This window comes from Paraburkholderia adhaesiva (assembly GCF_021390575.1).
In the GTDB taxonomy this organism is placed as follows: Bacteria; Pseudomonadota; Gammaproteobacteria; order Burkholderiales; family Burkholderiaceae; genus Paraburkholderia; species Paraburkholderia adhaesiva.
The window spans coordinates 1,443,140-1,459,133 of the sequence record NZ_JAJEJQ010000002.1 but is presented as its reverse complement, the minus strand read 5'-3'; the positions used below and the strand labels follow the sequence as shown (position 1 = coordinate 1,459,133).

The window sequence follows — 15,994 nt, the reverse complement described above, 5'->3', positions numbered from 1 at the left end:
CGATCATGGAAACGTCAGCCGAATGCGGTGCCGGACTCGGTCTCAAGCCGCAGCACTTCGACGAAGCGCGCGAGTGCGATGCGCCCGGCTTGTGGTTCGAGATTCACCCCGAAAACTACATGGTCGCGGGCGGCCCCCGAATCGCGTGGCTCGACGCGGTGCGCGAGCGGCATGCACTGTCGTTGCACGGCGTGTCGATGTCGCTCGCCGCCGATCGCGCGCCGGACCCGGCGCATCTGCGGCGCCTGCGCGCGCTGGTGGATCGCGTGCAGCCCGCGCTCGTTTCGGAGCATCTGGCGTGGTCCGCGTGGGGCGGCCACTATCATCCGGACCTGCTGCCGTTTCCGCGAAACGGCGCAGCGCTCTCGCGTATCGCGGCGAACATCGCATGCGCGCAGGACGCACTGGGGCGGCGCATCGCCATTGAAAATCCTTCGCACTATCTGCGCGTCGAGGGTCACGAGTGGAGTGAGCAGGCTTTTCTCGCCGAACTGGTGCGGCGTACGGGGTGCGGATTGTTGCTCGACGTGAACAACGTCTACGTGAGCGCAAGGAACATGGGCTTCGATGCCATTGAATGGCTCGACGCCTTCCCAGGCGACGCCGTAACGGAGATTCACCTCGCGGGTCACAGCGTCGATGAGCATTCGCAGCCGCCACTCTTGATCGACTCGCACGATGCGCCCATAGCCGAGCCTGTATGGGCGCTTTATCGGCACGTAATCGACCGCATTGGGCCGCGACCCACGCTGATCGAGCGCGACGATCACATCCCCGCATTCGCGGCGCTGCTAGCCGAGCGCGCACGTGCGCAGGCGACCCTGGCGGGCGCGGAGGTGGCGGCATGAACACCTCGCTTGCGGCTTTCCAGGAGGGCTTCGTTCGCGCGCTGTATGGCGTCCCGGCCAACGATCCGCGTGTGGCCGCGGTCGCCTCGCAACCCGGTTTTGCCGTCTATCGCAACACGGTGATCAAAGGTTGCGTCGATGCCTTGCAGGCAAATTTTCCGACCGTTCAGCAACTCGTCGGCGCGGATTTTTTCCGCGCGGCGGCGGCCATCTATGCGCGTGCCACGCCACCCGAAGATGCGCGTCTGCTGTTTTACGGCGCGACGTTCCCAGCGTTTCTGGAAGCCTTCGAACCGGCGCGCGAACTGACTTATCTTGCCGGTGTCGCGCGCCTTGACCGTCTGTGGATAGAGGCGCATGTCGCGCGCGATGAGACCGTGCTTGCGGCTGCCGACGTCGCGTGCCTTCCGCCCACGGCTTTCATGCGCACGGTCCTGCGCCCGCACGCGAGTGCGCGCTGGGCATGGTTCGACGCGCAACCCGTCTATACGCTTTGGCGCGCGCACCGCGAAGCTGTGACGTTACCCGATGAACTCGACTGGCGCGCCGAGGGGGCATTGCTCCTTCGCACGGAAGGAAACGTGACGTGGCGAGCGCTAGGAAAGGGCGGCTGCGCGCTGCTCGACGCGTGCGCAGCGGGGGCTCCAATGGGTGAGGTTCTTGAGCGCGCGCTCGGCATCGAAACGGATCTCGATCTGGCGAGCCTCATGGCCGCATTGTTTGCCGATGGCGCGTTTGGCGCCGCCATCACTGACCCGGATAACGAGCGTTTCGAAACGAACGGAGACTGAAATGGACACGACCCGCATCACCGCTGCTTCACCGCTCATGCGTTTGCGCGCGGGCTGGAATGCCGCCGCCGACCTGGCAAACCGTTGCATTGGGCACTCGCTGCTTGCACTGATCTGCCGTGTTTCCATTGCGGCGATCTTTTTCATGTCGGGCCGCACGAAGGTCTCCGGCTTTCTGACGATCACACAGGGCACCTACGCGCTCTTTCGCGACGAATACAAAATCCCTGTGATTCCGCCGGAGATTGCAGCACATATCGCCGCGTACTCGGAGCACCTTTTCTCGTTGCTGCTCGTGCTGGGCCTGTTCACGCGCGGTGCGGCGTTCGCCTTGCTTGGTATGACAATGGTGATCGAAGTGTTCGTCTATCCCGACGCATGGCCGACGCATCTTTCGTGGGCCGGTCTGCTGCTCTACATGATCGCTCGCGGCGGCGGCTGGCTGTCGCTGGATCAGGCGCTCGGTATCAAATAGGTGGGGATTCACCCTATAACAGGTCGCATTGAACCGCAGATATATTGCAGTGCGAAATAATTGAAGAGTGCGCTGAAATATATGTCATTCGCGTGAATTCAAGGTTCTCGATTGTGGCGAGACGCGTTTCGCGCGTCACTGTGCGCGTCGCTAGTTCATCAAAGACTGGCGCGTGCCGAACCGCATGTTATGCGTAATGAATCACTCGATGTCGCTAACTGCGACTCGAACACGTGATCCGAGAATTTCCTCGATGCGTCACGCATAGTTCCGGGCAAGAAGTCCATGGTCGTATCTCATTTTTCACGGATAATTATCAAACTTGCATCTTGCGCGTTGCCCGGCGTTCCGCTCGGTACGTAGTGCTTCGCGCTTAGCTGGCGCAGCTATGCCGGTGTACCCGTTGCATCGTCAGTGCGCATCTTCCTACGTCAACACTGGCGACCACGAGAGGCGGGATTCGTGCGGATGTTGGGGCGTCCGTTCATGGTGGCCAACGGCCGCAAGCGATATCGCCGTTTTCGCGCGGCCGGGCTGGCTTCATGACGCCGGTTCGCGGCCTCGCGCACGTCCGGGCCGTCATTGCAAACGCACACTGGTGCTGCAGGCATGAGTCCTGTCTGTCGCGCGTCGCGATGGACGCTGTCGTAAGTCTTCGTTTTATCCGTTTTTTTTCAGCCTGTGACCGGGGCGCCACGCACGATGTTTCATCGTGCGTGGCGCTGCCGCATGGGCAATTTCTCGACCAGCCATTCCCAAAAACAACCAACGAAACGCTTCACCTGAGGGATGGCGGTCTTTAACCACAAGGAGAGTGAAATGAAAGTTGGCAACAATTGGAGTCACGCACGTAACAACGACGCAGCACTGCCGGCGTTTGTCACCACCCGCGTCGAGCGTTATTACAGGGAACGCGTGCAGCAGACCTGGGCCGGCGGGAACATCATGCGGGGACGCTTACCGGGGGCCGATGCGCTGCAACTTTCGAGCAACGACTACCTGTCGATCGCGCGCCATCCCGAGATTATCGATGCGGTGTGCGCAAGCATGCGCGCCGAAGGCAACGGTATTCTGATGTCGGGTGTGTTCCTCCACGGCGACGAGTGCCCGCAACTGCAGCTGGAAAAGCGATTTGCCGCGTACATGCAAGCGCCGGCCGGTGTGCTGTGCCAGTCGGGTTATGCAGCCAATACGGGGCTCATCCAGTCGATTGCGAACGACAAGACGCCGGTCTACATCGACATGATGGCGCACGCGTCGCTGTGGGAAGGCATTCGCAGTGCAGGCGCGCGCGCGATCAGCTTCCTTCACAACGACGTCAATCATCTCGAGCAACGCATCCAGCGCAACGGCCCCGGCGTCGTGATCGTCGATTCGGTATACAGCACGAGCGGCAGCATCGCGCCGCTTGCGGCTATCGCAGACCTCTGCGAGCAACACGACTGCGTGTTCGTGGTCGACGAATCGCATTCACTCGGCACGCACGGGCTGCATGGGGCGGGGCTCGTCGTCGAACTCGGGCTCACTGACCGCGTCCACTTCCGCACCGCGAGCCTCGCCAAGGCGTTTGCGGGCCGCGCCGGTTTCGTCGCCTGTTCAGAGCGTTTTCACGAGTACTTCAAGTTCGAGGCGCTGCCCGCGATCTTCAGCTCGACGCTGCTGCCGCATGAAGTAGCGGGGTTCGCGGCAACGCTCGACGTGATCGAACGCGACGACTGGCGGCGCATGCGGCTTGCCTCGAACTCGCACTATCTGCGCACGCGGCTCGCTGAACTCGGCTACAACCTCAACGGCAGCGAGGCCCAGATCATCGCCCTCGAAGCGGGCCCCGAGCAGCAGACCATTGTGTTGCGCGATGCGCTCGAAGCGCGCGGTATCTTCGGTTCGATATTCTGTGCGCCCGCGACGGCGCAGAACCGGTCGATTGTGCGGTTTTCGGTGAATGCCGCGCTTTCGGATCAGGAACTGGATCGAATCGTCGATGTGTGCGACGAGATCCGCGATGAGGTCGATATGTGGAACTGGCCGTCCACGCGGCGTCTGGCTACGCGCGGTGCGTCGCGCGTGAGGGTACGTCAGGCGCAGCCTGCGGTGGGCATGGCGATGGAGGCCGTGCTGGCCTGACGGCAGCGCGGCGTGGGACCGCACTGCGCGAGTCTCACGCCGCCGGAACTTCGCCGTCCAGCTGGTGCAGGTACGTGTCGTAGGGGACGACCGTATCGAGCGCCAGCCCCGCTGGCTGCTTCACGATCGCGTAGGTATAACGGCGCTCGCCGTTGAATACCGAGGCCGGATGCATGTACGGCTGCCACTCGGTGCACTGCGCCGGGTAGTAGCCTTCAGTGCGCCAGAAGTAGGGCAGGCTGCGATGGCTGTCGAGTTCGGCGAGGAAGCTTTCCGGCGCGCCCTGTTCTACGGCGATCTCGCGCACGCCGCGCAGTGTTTCGTCGGTGTGGATCACGAGCAGGTACGCCGTGCCCGCTTCATCGAACATCAGCAGGCCGTGCGGCTGATACGTGAGGTAGTGCTCGACAATACCAAGCGACTTGAATATGTCGTTCACATGCGCGGCCAGCGCGCTGTCCTTGAGAAAGCGGTATTCGGCAACGCAGAGCGCATCGCGAACCGATGCGCCCGCGTGTTCGAAATACGCGTCCTGCATGTCGCGGATCGCCTGGTTGAGCGCCTCGTCGGCATCGACTTCATGCTTGCGGATAAAGCGGTCGATGAGTCCCTCGTTGAAGCTGCGCACTGCCACGCGCTCGTCTGCCTTGCCGGTGAGCATGATCTTCTTCACCGTTGGATCGGTGATGCGGCGGCAGAATTCCAGTCCGTTCAGCTCCGGCATGTCGTAATCGACCACCACGACCGATACGGATTCGAAGCGCCCAGGCTGATGCACGAGGCTGCGGATCGCATCCACGCGCATCGCGACGACCTGGTGCGCATCGTTTTCCTCGGTCCGATCGAGATACGGGCTGAAGATGTGTTCGGTCGCGTGATGCTGTGCGGGGCGTTCATTCAGGAATTTCAGCGCCTCCACCGGCGAACCGAACATGCGGAATGCCAGCAGCGGATCGAGCTGGAGACTCAGGTTCGCCAGAAACGCCGTGCTGTCGTCAACGAAGGCGACAGTGGTGGGGTACGCGAATGGTTTGATGGCTTTCGTCATGGCGCTGGGAATGTCAAAACGAATTCAGTGTACTCACCTTGCACCGAAGAACACGTAATCGCGCCGCCGATTGCCTGCATGACGTCGCGGCAGAATGCGAGTCCGATTCCTGTACCGAGCGTGACATCCTCGGTGGTGCCCGACGAAGTATAAAAGCGGGTGAAGATATGCGGCAAGATGTCCGGCGGGATTCCGCTGCCCGTATCGCTGAAAATAAGGCGATTTTCCGTCGATTCCGATTCAAGGCGAATCGAAATATATGCCGTTTCACTATTGCCCATATGCCGGAACGCGTTTTTGAGCAAATTGAAAAGAACGTGCACGGTCAGCATTTCCGAGCCATTGAACGAAAAATCGGGCCGCAGATTGCAGTGCACGCGGCGACGGTCGCCCTCGCGAAACGGATAGCGTGAGAGTGCCGTTTCAACGCAATGCACGATCGAACATGAAGTTGCGTTTTGCATGTTGCCGCCCGTGAAGCGCGCGGTGGCGAGCAGCATGTCGATGATTGCGTTCGAGTAGTTCGCTTCCTGTTCGATGCGGCCGGCGACTCCCTGAAGCGAACGCAGATGTGCCGTGCGGATGCGCGGCACCGGCAGACGGTGGCGTTGCGCGAGCAGGTAGGTATCGAGCAGGCCCGGCAAAAAGCGCAGGAGGCCGGCAGCGCCCACGCGGATCGCCACGAGCGGCGTGCGCAGTTCGTGCGCCACGCTGCCCGCCGTGGCGAGCATCGCGCGCTCCTGTTCGATCTGGATGCGCTCCTGGTCGTAGTTCGACACTGCACCAAGCGCCACCGCGAACGAGAAGATCGTGAGGTGCGTGAGGTAATTGGCGCCCAGCACGATGGGGTCGGCGGTCAGGCAGTACGCGATGATGCCGAGGCCGATGCCGGTCACGAAATGCAGGACGAGCATGCTCCAGTCGTGCAGCAGGACCATCACGAACGCGGCGATCAGTGCGCTTTCTACCCACACGTCATTGCCGTTGTTCTTTAGCAGCATGAACGTGAAGAAGAATGGCAGCGCGTAGAGCGTGATGCCGTACCAGTACCATGGCAGCAGCTTCTTGGCCCAGGCGGGCCATCGTTCGAACGCGAGCGCCGGCACGAACAGCACCGAGCCGATCAGCCGCAGCGTGAGATTTTCGTACGGTTGCGGAAAGAGGTCCTTCCAGACGTAGTAGTAAAGCGGAAAACCGACGATAGCCACCAACGCGATTGCCCGCATCCGCCGCTTCACATACAGCAGGTTGCGCAACGCGGGCGCGAAGGCGCGCAGGATGCGCGGACGTATCGACGTCCATGCGTGCCGCAGCCGCATCCGCAGCCGCAGCGAAACTCTCGGTCCATTCATCTGCGTGAAATCGTTCATTTGTGAAGCCAGCGGTCGTGTGCCGTCAGGTCATCGTCGCTGCGTCGTTGCTGGACTGCTTCGCCCCATGCCGCGATACCCCGCTCGTTGCTGGCATGGTGCTTTCCGGCCGCGCGCTGGCCGGTGCAGGCCGCCGTGACATAAACACGCGGCAGCCAGTTCAGACAATATCATTAATGCGTCGCGATGGAACGGGGCTAATGGCACGTGGAAGCCAGTGCCTCTATCTGACAGTGCATGTTTTATGCGACATGCATTGTTTCGGTCGCAATGAACCTGTGTCGTGCGTGTTTACCCTCCGGTACGACGGGTCTGCGAGGGTACTTAGCCAGTCCGGGCGGGGCGCCGCGGTGTTGGTTTCGTTCCTCCTCGCTCGGGCGGATTTCGACGCCACGAACGCTTATTCGCTGCTCTTGCCAGTGACGGCGACCGTGGTGCCACCGGCTTTGCAGTTCAGTTTTGCGATCGACGATCGGGCCGCGGGAGACAAGGAGGCGCCGTGTGCGGCATCAGGGCGAGCGGGCCCCGCGCCGCGCGGTTGGGGGACTTATAGCGGCGATTTCATGCCGAAACAGCATGTTGCCGCTGTTCGAGCACGAATTGAGCGATGACGTCGTTGAGCGGCTGCGGGGCGTCCCGATGCGGCGAGTGGCCCCCTTCTGCGAGCGCATGCACGCGCGCATGCGGCACCGCTTCGCCGATGGTTTCGATCTGCGCCATCGTTCCGTAGTGATCGTCGAGCGCCTGCACCGCGAGGAGCGGCGCGCGGATCGTGCCGATCTGATCGACGATGTTCCAGGTCCGGAACGCCGGACTCAGCCAGATGTCGCACCAGCCGTAGAACGCCGAATCGACGTCGTCGTGATAGCGCGCGAGCTTGCTGCGAACATTCGTCGTTTCGTAGGCGAGCTTTGTTTCAGCGATGCCTTCGACGGAGATGTCCTCGACGAACACGTGCGGCGCGATCACGACCGCGCCAGCCAGCGCATGCGGGAAAAATGCAGCATAGTGCAGCGCGATCGTGCCGCCATCGCTATGGCCGACGAGCCACATGCGTTCGCATTGCCGCGCGCTTACGCCGAGCGTGTCGAGCAGCGCGGGCAGCACGTCGCGCGCTTGCTGCGCCAGGTAGTCGACAGGCCACTTCACATCGTGCGGACGCGGCGTCGAACGGCCGTAGCCGGGGCGCGACCAGACGAGTCCGCGCATGCCGAGCCGCTCGCAGAGCGCTTGCGGCCAGTCCTTCCACATGGCGATCGAACCGAGGCCCTCGTGCAGGAAGACCGCAATCGGCGCGTCGGCGCGTTCGGCACCGATCCAGCGGTATTCGATCGAGAGGGCTCCGCGCGTCGCGGTAGCGGGGAGGTGGGCAAAATCGCTCGGTGTCATGGTTTCAACGGCTCGGCTGGAACGGCTCGCGCAGACGGAATCGATGGATTTTACCCGTTGCGGTCTTCGAGAGGTCTTCGATGAACGAGATGTCTTGTGGGGACTTGTGAGGTGCGGCACCCACGCCAATGGTCTATTTCGGCACGCGTAGGGCGTTTCATTAATTCGTATAACTGATGAATTCACCAAAGAATTACATCGAGACGAATCTCGCATTTTCACGCATGGCGGGTGAGCCGAGGTGCCACGTGCAGGATGCCGTGTGTGAGCGCGCTGTGGACGTCGGGCAGTTGCTCAAGGGCGCCAACACGTGCGTCTCCACTTGCGAACCAAGGGGTATGGAGAACGGCGCGCTGCAGGAGATTGCCAATATCCACGGTCGTGACACGGACGAACGCGAGGCGCGCCTGGAGCGCGGAGGACACTCCGAAGTAGGCTACTTCGCCGGCCCGAGACAATTTTTAGCACGATCGTTCGAAACGCGGTAGGATGCGCGAATTGCCGGAACATGCATCGTCCAATCGCGCGAACTGCGTGTGTTGACCGGCGCGACCCAATGGAGCCAGAACGCCATGAACCTCTTGGCAGAATTGCCGCCGGGCCTGACTGGCCTCGAACAGCTGCAGCACATGATCAAAATCGGTGGCGTCGCGCCGATCGGCCAGACGCTCGATTTCCAGCTCGTCGAAGCCGGGGAGGGACGCGCGGTGTTCACCGGCACGCCGGGATTGCATGCCTATAACCCCATCGGCACGATCCACGGCGGCTACGCTGCAACGCTGCTCGATTCCGCATGCGGCTGCGCCGGACATACACGGCTCAGCCCGACACAGGGATACACGACGCTGGAACTCAAAGTGTCGTATCACCGCGCGATGACGGTCGATACTGGCCCGGTGCGCGCCGAAGGCCGCGTGATTTCGTTCGGCCGCCGCGCGGCCTTCACCGAAGCCACGATCACCGATGCGGCGGGCAAGGTCTACGCGTCGGCCACGTCCACGCTGCTCGTATTCGAACGCTGACGCCCGGGACGTTTCCAGACGTCCTTTGTATCGGAGAACACGAAGCCGATGCCCTCGGGGCAATCTGGCCGGGGTCGGGCGCTGCTATCGCTACACGGTCTCGCGCGCCTTGTCCTCGATGAGACGCACGAGTGTGTGCAGCAGCCGGTTCGCGGGCACAGGCACGCCGAGCGCCGCGCCGCGGCTCGCAACGTACCCGTTGAGGTGGTCGATCTCACTGCGCTTGCCGCGCGCGAGGTCCTGTGCGGTGGACGAGTATTGCCCCGGCATGGTCTCGGCGATGCGGCGCACGGCGACATCCACGTCGGGCGGCAGCGTCACGCCGTCGGCCTGCGCGACCGCGACGCATTCGTCGACGATGTCGCGCATCGAATCGCGTACGCCTTCTCCCGTGACGAGTCGTCCATAGGGCAGCTGCGTAATCGCCGAAAGCGCGTTGTACGCGCAATTGAGGATCAGCTTGGCCCACAGCGCGCCGCGCACATTCCCGGAAATCTCTACAGGCACCTGCGCTGCGGCGAGCGTCTGTGCGACGGCCGCGCTCTGCGGCGACGGTTCGATCACGAGTTCGCCGCGCCCGTGGTGGCGCACGTGGCCGGGACCGGCCATTTCGGTGGCGACGTAGACGACCGTCGCAGCCACGTCCTGATCGATGACTGAGCGCAGGCGCTCGGCGTTGTCGACGCCGTTCTGCAGCGTGAGCACGAGCGCATCGGCGGCGAGATGCGGCTTGATGGAAGCGCCTGCGCTTTCGGTATCGGTCGACTTCACGCAGAACAGCACAAGGTTTGCCCCGGTCACGGCGGCCGGATCGACGCTGGCGGTGAGATGCGGGCGACCGATTCGCTCGTCGAACGTCTGCGTTTCGAGGCGAAGGCCTTCGCGCTCGATGGCCTCGACGTGCTGCGGTCGGCCGATCAGCACGACGTCGTGTCCCGCGCGCGCGAGCATGCCGCCGTAATAGCAGCCCACGGCGCCTGCGCCCATGACGGCGACTTTCATATGCGTTTCTCCCATGTGGAATCAGGGTGTTGTTTATATCGGTGCGCGCGCGTTCACTCATGCGGCGCGGCATGCCGGCACGCGGGCGCCGTTCACGACACTATGCGGCCGGGCGCGTTGGGTGTATCGGGCGCTTCGCACAGAAGCTCGCGGCAAGGCGCCACTTCGCGGCCGTACCAGCGAGCGAGGCGACGTATGGTACATGGGCTCGTGCTTTGCCGCTGCAGTCCATGCGCCGGGAGGTGGAAACGCCGGAGTGGTTGTCGTCGCGTGGATGAAACGAACCTGCTACGAGCATCTCGCGTCTTTCATGCCGCCGCATAAGGCGGCGATGTTAGCGCTCGCCAGTGCGTACGCGCAAACGCTGGTTATGCAGATTGCGCGCCCGATGCAATTCGGGGTCAGCCTGTCGCGATCACCAGCGTCCCGGTCGCCACGAGTGCGCCGCGCCAGAGCCAGTCGAAGTTGATCCAGCCGCGCCGTAGCAGCTCGAGTCCGAAGTACTCGTAAACGGCGAGCGCGATGGCGGCAGTCGTGGCGAGTGTCGTGACTGTGTGAAGCGCGGTGAACTGCAGCGAGACGCTCAGCGCGTTCGCCGACGCTGCAGACGCTGAACTGCCGCCGCACAACGGCAGCATGGCGGGCATCAGCATCAGGCCCGCGCCGTGCAGCATCGCCATGAGCGCCGACCATGCCGCGAGTCCGGCGAACCCTGCCGTCATGCCTACGCGCACCCGATGCCGGTGCCCAAACGCCTGCAGGCACGCGGCCCAGCCGATCAGCAGCGCACCGAGCAACCAGTGCAGACCGGGAGCCGGCAACCACGCGCCGAGCGCGGCCGCCGAACTCGTGAACAGCAGGATCGCTACCGCGTGCCCGAGAGCGATCGGCGGCAATGCGGTGAGGAGCGCCGTGCGGCTGCCGCGCTGCAAACCGAGCGCAGTCGCGAAGAGCCAGCCCATCGCGGGATTCAGGCCGTGAAAGACACCGCTGCCCACGACCGTCGCCCAGGCGCTCCAGTGTGTAGCGAAGAGACTGTTCACGCTGCACTCCGCGTTCAGGGGTAGCAGTACGAATCCGACGACGCGTCGCCGCCTTCGAGCCGGATCTGATGCGGCCGGTGCGACTTCGGCCATTCGACAAAAAAGCGCTCGTCGAACGTGACGCCACCGTCAGGTGCTGCGTCGAGCTTCACCATCCACCCGTCGACACCTTCGGGATAGAACTGCGGGTCGATTGCGCCGTAGAGCGAGTTCGTGAAGTAGACGCGTTGTCCGTCGCGGCTCACTTCCACCATCTGCGGACCGCCGTTGAGCGCGCTGCCCGGCGCGCGTGGATGCGCTGCATGCGCGGCGATGCCGCCGATACGCACGCAGCCCGTGAGGCGAGGGTGCTCCGGATTGGAGACGTCGTACTGGCGCATGTCTCCCGTACCCCAGCACGAGACGTAGAGAAAGCGGTCGTCGAGCGAGAGCGCGATATCGGTGACGAGCGGCGGCACCGCCGCGAAGCCCTGGAGCATCGGCGGCAACTGCGCGGGATCGGCTGGCTCGGCGGGAATCTCGATGATCTTTCGCGCGGCCCACTCGTCGCCGTCGAGATACCACTGCCAGATCGACGCGGAGAGGTCCCTCAGGCTGATCACCGAATTCACGAAGCCGTAAGGCCGCGTGGGATTGTGTGCGGGGCGCAGTTCGAAGACGAGCTGGTTTTCGGCGCCGAAATCGAGCACCTGCTTGTGCTGACGTGTATGCAGATCCCAGAAGTGCAGTCTGTGCCCGTATTGCCCGCCGAGAAGCACTTCGGGGACGAGGCCGTTCTCGAACGCGGCGGGCAGGCCCCATTCGCTCGTGATGGCGGTATCGAAGCCGAGATGCCACCAGGCGTCGTAAGCGAGTTCCTGCGGACCGCGGTCGATTTCCCACTGACCGCGAATGTCGAAGGTCTCGTGGTCCATCAGGAAGAGGCCGCCGGGCGCATCGCCCGCCGCGTTCGCGAGGGCGGTGACGTAGATGCCTTCCGGGCCGCAGTGCACGGTGTGGAGCCGCGAATAGCCCGCGCGGTGGGCGACGGTCTCGGGCTCGTGCACACGCACGATGTGCGGACGCCTCGGGTCGGGCTTCGTATCGACGATGTGAATGCGCGACGAGCGCAGTCCCGGCACGACGAGATAACGCCGCTCCGAATGCGGGTGTGGGGCGTCGGGGCACAGGCACGAACTGCAGGCGTTCCAGCCGAAGTGATGGAGTTCGTCGCCGGCGTTCGGCATGGACAGCCGATGAACGACGCGCCCGAAATCCGCGGAGGCGGGATTCAGATCGACGACGTCGAGCGTATCGGGCACGTTACGGGTGGGGTCGAAACACGCAACGTACGCGAGCGTTTCTTTGGGCGCGTCTGCCGCCATGCGCGCGGACGGATAAAAGGTCGGATCCGGTTTCCAGGTGGCCATGGCGCTCCCCTTCATCGGTGAAGGCTTTTATGATGCTCCACCTGGCCGCGTACTGCTTGGCGAGTATCCCTTATTACGTTGTGGATGAAACAAATAACCGCAAGTGATACACCACGCGGCGGCGCGATTGTCGTGCTCTGCAAGAACAGTCATTTCAGATAGTCGGCATTTATCTGTGCGCCTCACCTTCTTAAACTGTATTCAACGGATGCAGAAATACACTGCACCGGCATTCAGATTTTTGGAGGTTTATTTATGAAGTCGCTCGTCAAAGCTGTTGCACTCGCGGTCGTGCTTGCCGCGCCGGCCATTTCTTTCGCGCAAGCGCAACCGGCCAACGGACCTGTCACGCGTGCCCAGGTGCGTGAAGAACTTGTTCAGCTCGAAAAGGCCGGTTACCGGCCGAACATGAACGAGCAGAACTATCCGGACAACATCCAGGCCGCAGAGGCTCGCGTTCACGCGCAGGACGGCGGACAGGCGAGCGGCTATGGCCCGGCGACGAGTGGTGCGTCGCAAGCCGGTGGCCCGGCCACGAGCTATTCAGCCCCGGTGTCGGTGTATAAGGGCGGCCACTAACGGGCCTGATGCGTCGATGGATTGATGTATTGACGTCACGGGTCGGTACGTCGACCCGTGACTTCTTGAGTGCCGCGCGGATCGCAGTTCGTGCGGCACTGCGTTTTTCGGAAGATGGCGTCCCGACGCTTCACAACTCATGTGACGCCCGCGTTGCGCGGGCATGCATCCACCTTCATCAGCAAAGCAGGGCGGCGTGATTCGATCGTCGAACCGAAGCCGACCGCCCGCGTGCGTCACTGCGCTTGCGTCTGCTCCCATCCGCCGCCAAGCGAAAGGAACAGCTTCACCTGATCGATCGCCACCTGGCCCTCCACCGCTGCAACTTGTGCACGCGAGGACGTCAGCGTGCGGGTGGCGTCGAGGTCCGAGAGGAACGAGTCGCGTCCCGCCGCATAGAGCTTGTGCGTCTCATCGGCGGACTCCTTCGCCGATGCGTAGGCCGCGCGCAGCGCCTCGGCGCGCTGGTCGTCGGCGGCATAGGCCGCAAGGTTCGTCTGCGTTTCGCGCAGCGCGTTGAGCACAACGCCGTCGAAGTGAGCGAGCGCGCCGTTCGTCGCCGCTTCGGCTTCGCGCACGCGTGCGCGCTGACCGTTGATCGGGAATGACCAACTGATCAGGGGTCCGAATGACCAGTGATTGGTCGCCGGCGTGAACAGGTCCTCCGCGACGCCGAGCGTCCCTGCACCCGCGCCGATGCTGATCGACGGATAAAGCGCCGCCGTCGCCACGCCGATGCGCGCAGTCGAGGCCGCGAGCTGGCGCTCGGCAGCACGCACGTCAGGGCGGCGCTTGAGCAATGCCGTGCCGTCGCCGACCGGGATCGGCTGCGTGAGCTTCGGCAGGTGCGCGCACGTGAGCGCGCCTTGCGGCAGGTCGGCGGGCGAGCGCGCGAGCAGCATCGCAAGCTGGTATTGCGCGATGCGGCGGCGGCCCTCGAAGCGGGGGATGTCGGCAGCGATCGTCTGGACCTGAGTCAGACCGCGCGTCACGTCGGGTTGGTTGCCACGGCCCGCGTCGCGCAGCCTTTTCGTGAGCGCGACGCGTTCTTGCGTCAGCTTCAGCGAATCCCGCGCAATGGCGAGTTCTTCGCCGGCCGAGCACGATTCGACGTAAGCCTGCACGACGTCCGCGACGATCGTGATGCGCGCGAGATCGGCTGCGGCCTGCACGGCGTCGTCATCGGCGCGTGCCGCTTCCACGCCGCGCCGCAGCTTGCCGAACAGGTCGATTTCATACGAGATGTTCACGCCGAGCGCGCCTTCGTTGACGACCGGCACCTTGCTGAAGAGCAGGAACTGTTCCGCCGATTCCTGCGCGCGCTGGAAGCCAACACTTGCGCCGCCGGAGAATCCACCCTGCTCGGTCGCGACCTGAACCGCCGCGCGCGAGCGCGCGAGATTCGCCGCCGCCACGCGTAAAGACGTGTTCGACTGCAGAGCGTCATGCACGAGCGTGTCGAGCACCGGATCGTCGTAGAGACGCCACCAGTCGGCGGGCATGTCACCCGACGCGACGGGGGCGTTCTGCGCACCCGCGATCGGCCCTTGCGCCAACGAGGCGTTGACGAGCGCGTCGTCCGGCACTTTGTAATTCGGGCCGAGGGTCATGCACGCGCCGAGCGCGAGCACCATCGGCGCGAGCGCGAACGCGCGCCAGTTACGGCGGCGTGTCATTGCGAGGCTCCTGCGGCGCTGGCGCCTGCCTTGCTGGCGGCCGCCGTGGCACCCGCGCCACTTGCACCGTTCGCTGCCGCACCGGCTGCGGCCCGGTTGTTCTCATTTCCGGACACGCGCACCGCAACGGTCGCCGTGCGGCCGGCGATCATACGGAAGTCCTCGGGCACTTCGTCGAGCGCCACGCGCACCGGAATGCGCTGCGCGAGGCGCACCCAGCTGAACGCGGGGTTCACGTTCGGCAGCAGATTCTGGCTTTGCGTGCGGTCGCGGTCTTCGATCGCGGCGACGATGCTCAGCACGTGGCCGCGCAGCGCATGCGGCTCGCCCATCACCGTGATGTCCACCGGCTCGCCGATATGGATGCCACGCAGCTTCGTTTCCTCAAAGTAGCCTTCCACGCGGAACGAGTGCATGTCCACGACAGACAGCACCGGACGGCCCGCCGACACGTATTCGCCCACACGCGGTGCGCGGTCGTTCAGGTAGCCGTCGACAGGACTCACGATCGTCGTGCGCTGCAGATTCAGGCGCGCGGTGTCGACCTGGACCTGCGCGTCCGCGACGGTGGCCTCGCCTTGTTCGACGCGCGTGCGACTCTCTTCGAGCGTCTCGCTCGCGACGAGATTGCCGAGCGCGCGATTGCGGGCGTACTCGCGCTTCGCCTGGGCGAGCGTCGACTGACGCTGTTCGAGTGCGGCCTGCGCGAGCCGCAGTGTCAGCGCGTAGCGCGCCTGGTCGATCACGAACAGCACCTGGCCTTGCTTGACCTGCTCGTTGTCGGCCACTTTCACGGTGGTGATGAGCCCGCCCACGTCGGGCGCAACCTGGATTACGTCGGCGCGCACGCGCCCGTCGCGTGTCCACGGCGAAAACATGTAGTAGTTGATGATGCGCCACAGCACGAGGCCGGCGACGACGACGACGATGAGCGTCAGCAGGATCTTGCCTGCGGAGAACAGGGTCTTTTTCACGTTAATTTGGCATGTAGCGATGCGAGACGACAATGACGGCAGCCAGCACGAAGACGTAGATGCCAAGATCAAAAACAGAGCGGTGCCAGACGAACCGGTAGAAGCCGATCAGTGTGAGCACCTTGCGGACCACGATGTTGATGAGGTACGCGATCAGCATGAGCACGAGCACGGTCGGCACGAACACGCCGAAGATATCGATTTCGCCGATCATGGTGCGAGCCTTGAAAGAAGAACGGAAATG

Annotated in this window: 15 protein-coding genes; 6 read left to right on the top strand and 9 right to left on the bottom strand. The window is 63.6% G+C overall.

What is annotated here, in order from left to right; translation table 11 throughout:
* The first annotated feature begins 5 nt into the window (after positions 1-5).
* The 4 genes from bufB (at position 6) to cqsA (ending at position 4,238) form a co-directional block, all read left to right on the top strand.
* A complete protein-coding gene (gene bufB / locus L0U80_RS22180) occupies positions 6-848 on the top strand; it encodes an MNIO family bufferin maturase (protein ID WP_233870124.1) in 843 nt (280 codons plus the stop codon).
* Entirely contained in the window at positions 845-1,639 is a 795-nt protein-coding gene (locus L0U80_RS22175) for an HvfC/BufC N-terminal domain-containing protein (protein WP_233870121.1), read from the top strand. The genes bufB and L0U80_RS22175 overlap by 4 nt, the downstream gene beginning before the upstream one ends.
* Position 1,640: 1 nt before the next feature.
* Entirely contained in the window at positions 1,641-2,114 is a 474-nt protein-coding gene (locus tag L0U80_RS22170) for a DoxX family protein (RefSeq protein ID WP_373322250.1), read from the top strand.
* A gap of 819 nt (positions 2,115-2,933) precedes the next feature.
* Positions 2,934-4,238 (top strand): alpha-hydroxyketone-type quorum-sensing autoinducer synthase, encoded by a 1,305-nt coding sequence (gene cqsA, locus L0U80_RS22165; RefSeq protein WP_233870118.1) that lies wholly within the window; start codon positions 2,934-2,936, stop codon positions 4,236-4,238.
* 34 nt (positions 4,239-4,272) lie between these two features.
* Here cqsA and L0U80_RS22160 read toward each other — a convergent pair whose 3' ends face one another.
* From L0U80_RS22160 to L0U80_RS22150, 3 genes are all read right to left on the bottom strand, one after another.
* A complete protein-coding gene (locus L0U80_RS22160) occupies positions 4,273-5,286 on the bottom strand; it encodes a response regulator (RefSeq protein ID WP_233870115.1) in 1,014 nt (337 codons plus the stop codon).
* Positions 5,283-6,638: a sensor histidine kinase gene (locus tag L0U80_RS22155; protein WP_233870112.1), complete on the bottom strand. Its 1,356-nt coding sequence runs from the start codon at positions 6,636-6,638 to the stop codon at positions 5,283-5,285. The genes L0U80_RS22160 and L0U80_RS22155 overlap by 4 nt, the downstream gene beginning before the upstream one ends.
* A 579-nt stretch (positions 6,639-7,217) precedes the next feature.
* Positions 7,218-8,045 carry an alpha/beta fold hydrolase gene (locus L0U80_RS22150; RefSeq protein ID WP_233870109.1) on the bottom strand — a complete coding sequence of 276 codons (828 nt, stop codon included), beginning with the start codon at positions 8,043-8,045 and terminating at the stop codon, positions 7,218-7,220.
* 572 nt (positions 8,046-8,617) lie between these two features.
* On the opposite strand from L0U80_RS22150, the gene L0U80_RS22145 reads away from it, so the two are divergent.
* Positions 8,618-9,067: a PaaI family thioesterase gene (locus L0U80_RS22145; protein ID WP_233870106.1), complete on the top strand. Its 450-nt coding sequence runs from the start codon at positions 8,618-8,620 to the stop codon at positions 9,065-9,067.
* A gap of 90 nt (positions 9,068-9,157) precedes the next feature.
* On the opposite strand, the gene L0U80_RS22140 is transcribed toward L0U80_RS22145, so the two are convergent.
* From L0U80_RS22140 to L0U80_RS22130, 3 genes are all read right to left on the bottom strand, one after another.
* The gene (locus L0U80_RS22140; RefSeq protein WP_233870088.1) at positions 9,158-10,069 is read right to left on the bottom strand and encodes a ketopantoate reductase family protein; all 912 of its coding nucleotides are present in this window, start codon (positions 10,067-10,069) and stop codon (positions 9,158-9,160) included.
* A 401-nt stretch (positions 10,070-10,470) separates the two neighbouring features.
* Positions 10,471-11,031 (bottom strand): hypothetical protein, encoded by a 561-nt coding sequence (locus L0U80_RS22135; protein WP_267954929.1) that lies wholly within the window; start codon positions 11,029-11,031, stop codon positions 10,471-10,473.
* Positions 11,032-11,126: 95 nt separating this feature from the next.
* Positions 11,127-12,521, bottom strand: coding sequence for a selenium-binding protein SBP56-related protein (locus L0U80_RS22130; RefSeq protein WP_233870082.1), 1,395 nt, complete (start codon positions 12,519-12,521; stop codon positions 11,127-11,129).
* A gap of 255 nt (positions 12,522-12,776) precedes the next feature.
* Here L0U80_RS22130 and L0U80_RS22125 point away from each other — a divergent pair, with 255 nt between their 5' ends.
* Positions 12,777-13,100, top strand: a complete 324-nt coding sequence (locus L0U80_RS22125) for a DUF4148 domain-containing protein (RefSeq protein WP_233870079.1) — start codon at positions 12,777-12,779, stop codon at positions 13,098-13,100.
* A gap of 236 nt (positions 13,101-13,336) precedes the next feature.
* Here the strand turns inward: L0U80_RS22125 and L0U80_RS22120 are convergent, their stop codons facing one another.
* Genes L0U80_RS22120 through L0U80_RS22110 form a run of 3 tightly spaced genes read right to left on the bottom strand, consistent with a single transcriptional unit; the run spans position 13,337 to position 15,964 of the window.
* Positions 13,337-14,776 (bottom strand): efflux transporter outer membrane subunit, encoded by a 1,440-nt coding sequence (locus L0U80_RS22120; protein WP_233870076.1) that lies wholly within the window; start codon positions 14,774-14,776, stop codon positions 13,337-13,339.
* On the bottom strand, positions 14,773-15,750 hold the full coding sequence (locus tag L0U80_RS22115) for an efflux RND transporter periplasmic adaptor subunit (RefSeq protein ID WP_233870073.1): 978 nt from the start codon (positions 15,748-15,750) through the stop codon (positions 14,773-14,775). The genes L0U80_RS22120 and L0U80_RS22115 overlap by 4 nt, the downstream gene beginning before the upstream one ends.
* A gap of 1 nt (position 15,751) precedes the next feature.
* Positions 15,752-15,964 carry a DUF1656 domain-containing protein gene (locus tag L0U80_RS22110; RefSeq protein WP_124151170.1) on the bottom strand — a complete coding sequence of 71 codons (213 nt, stop codon included), beginning with the start codon at positions 15,962-15,964 and terminating at the stop codon, positions 15,752-15,754.
* Between the last annotated feature and the right edge of the window lie 30 nt (positions 15,965-15,994).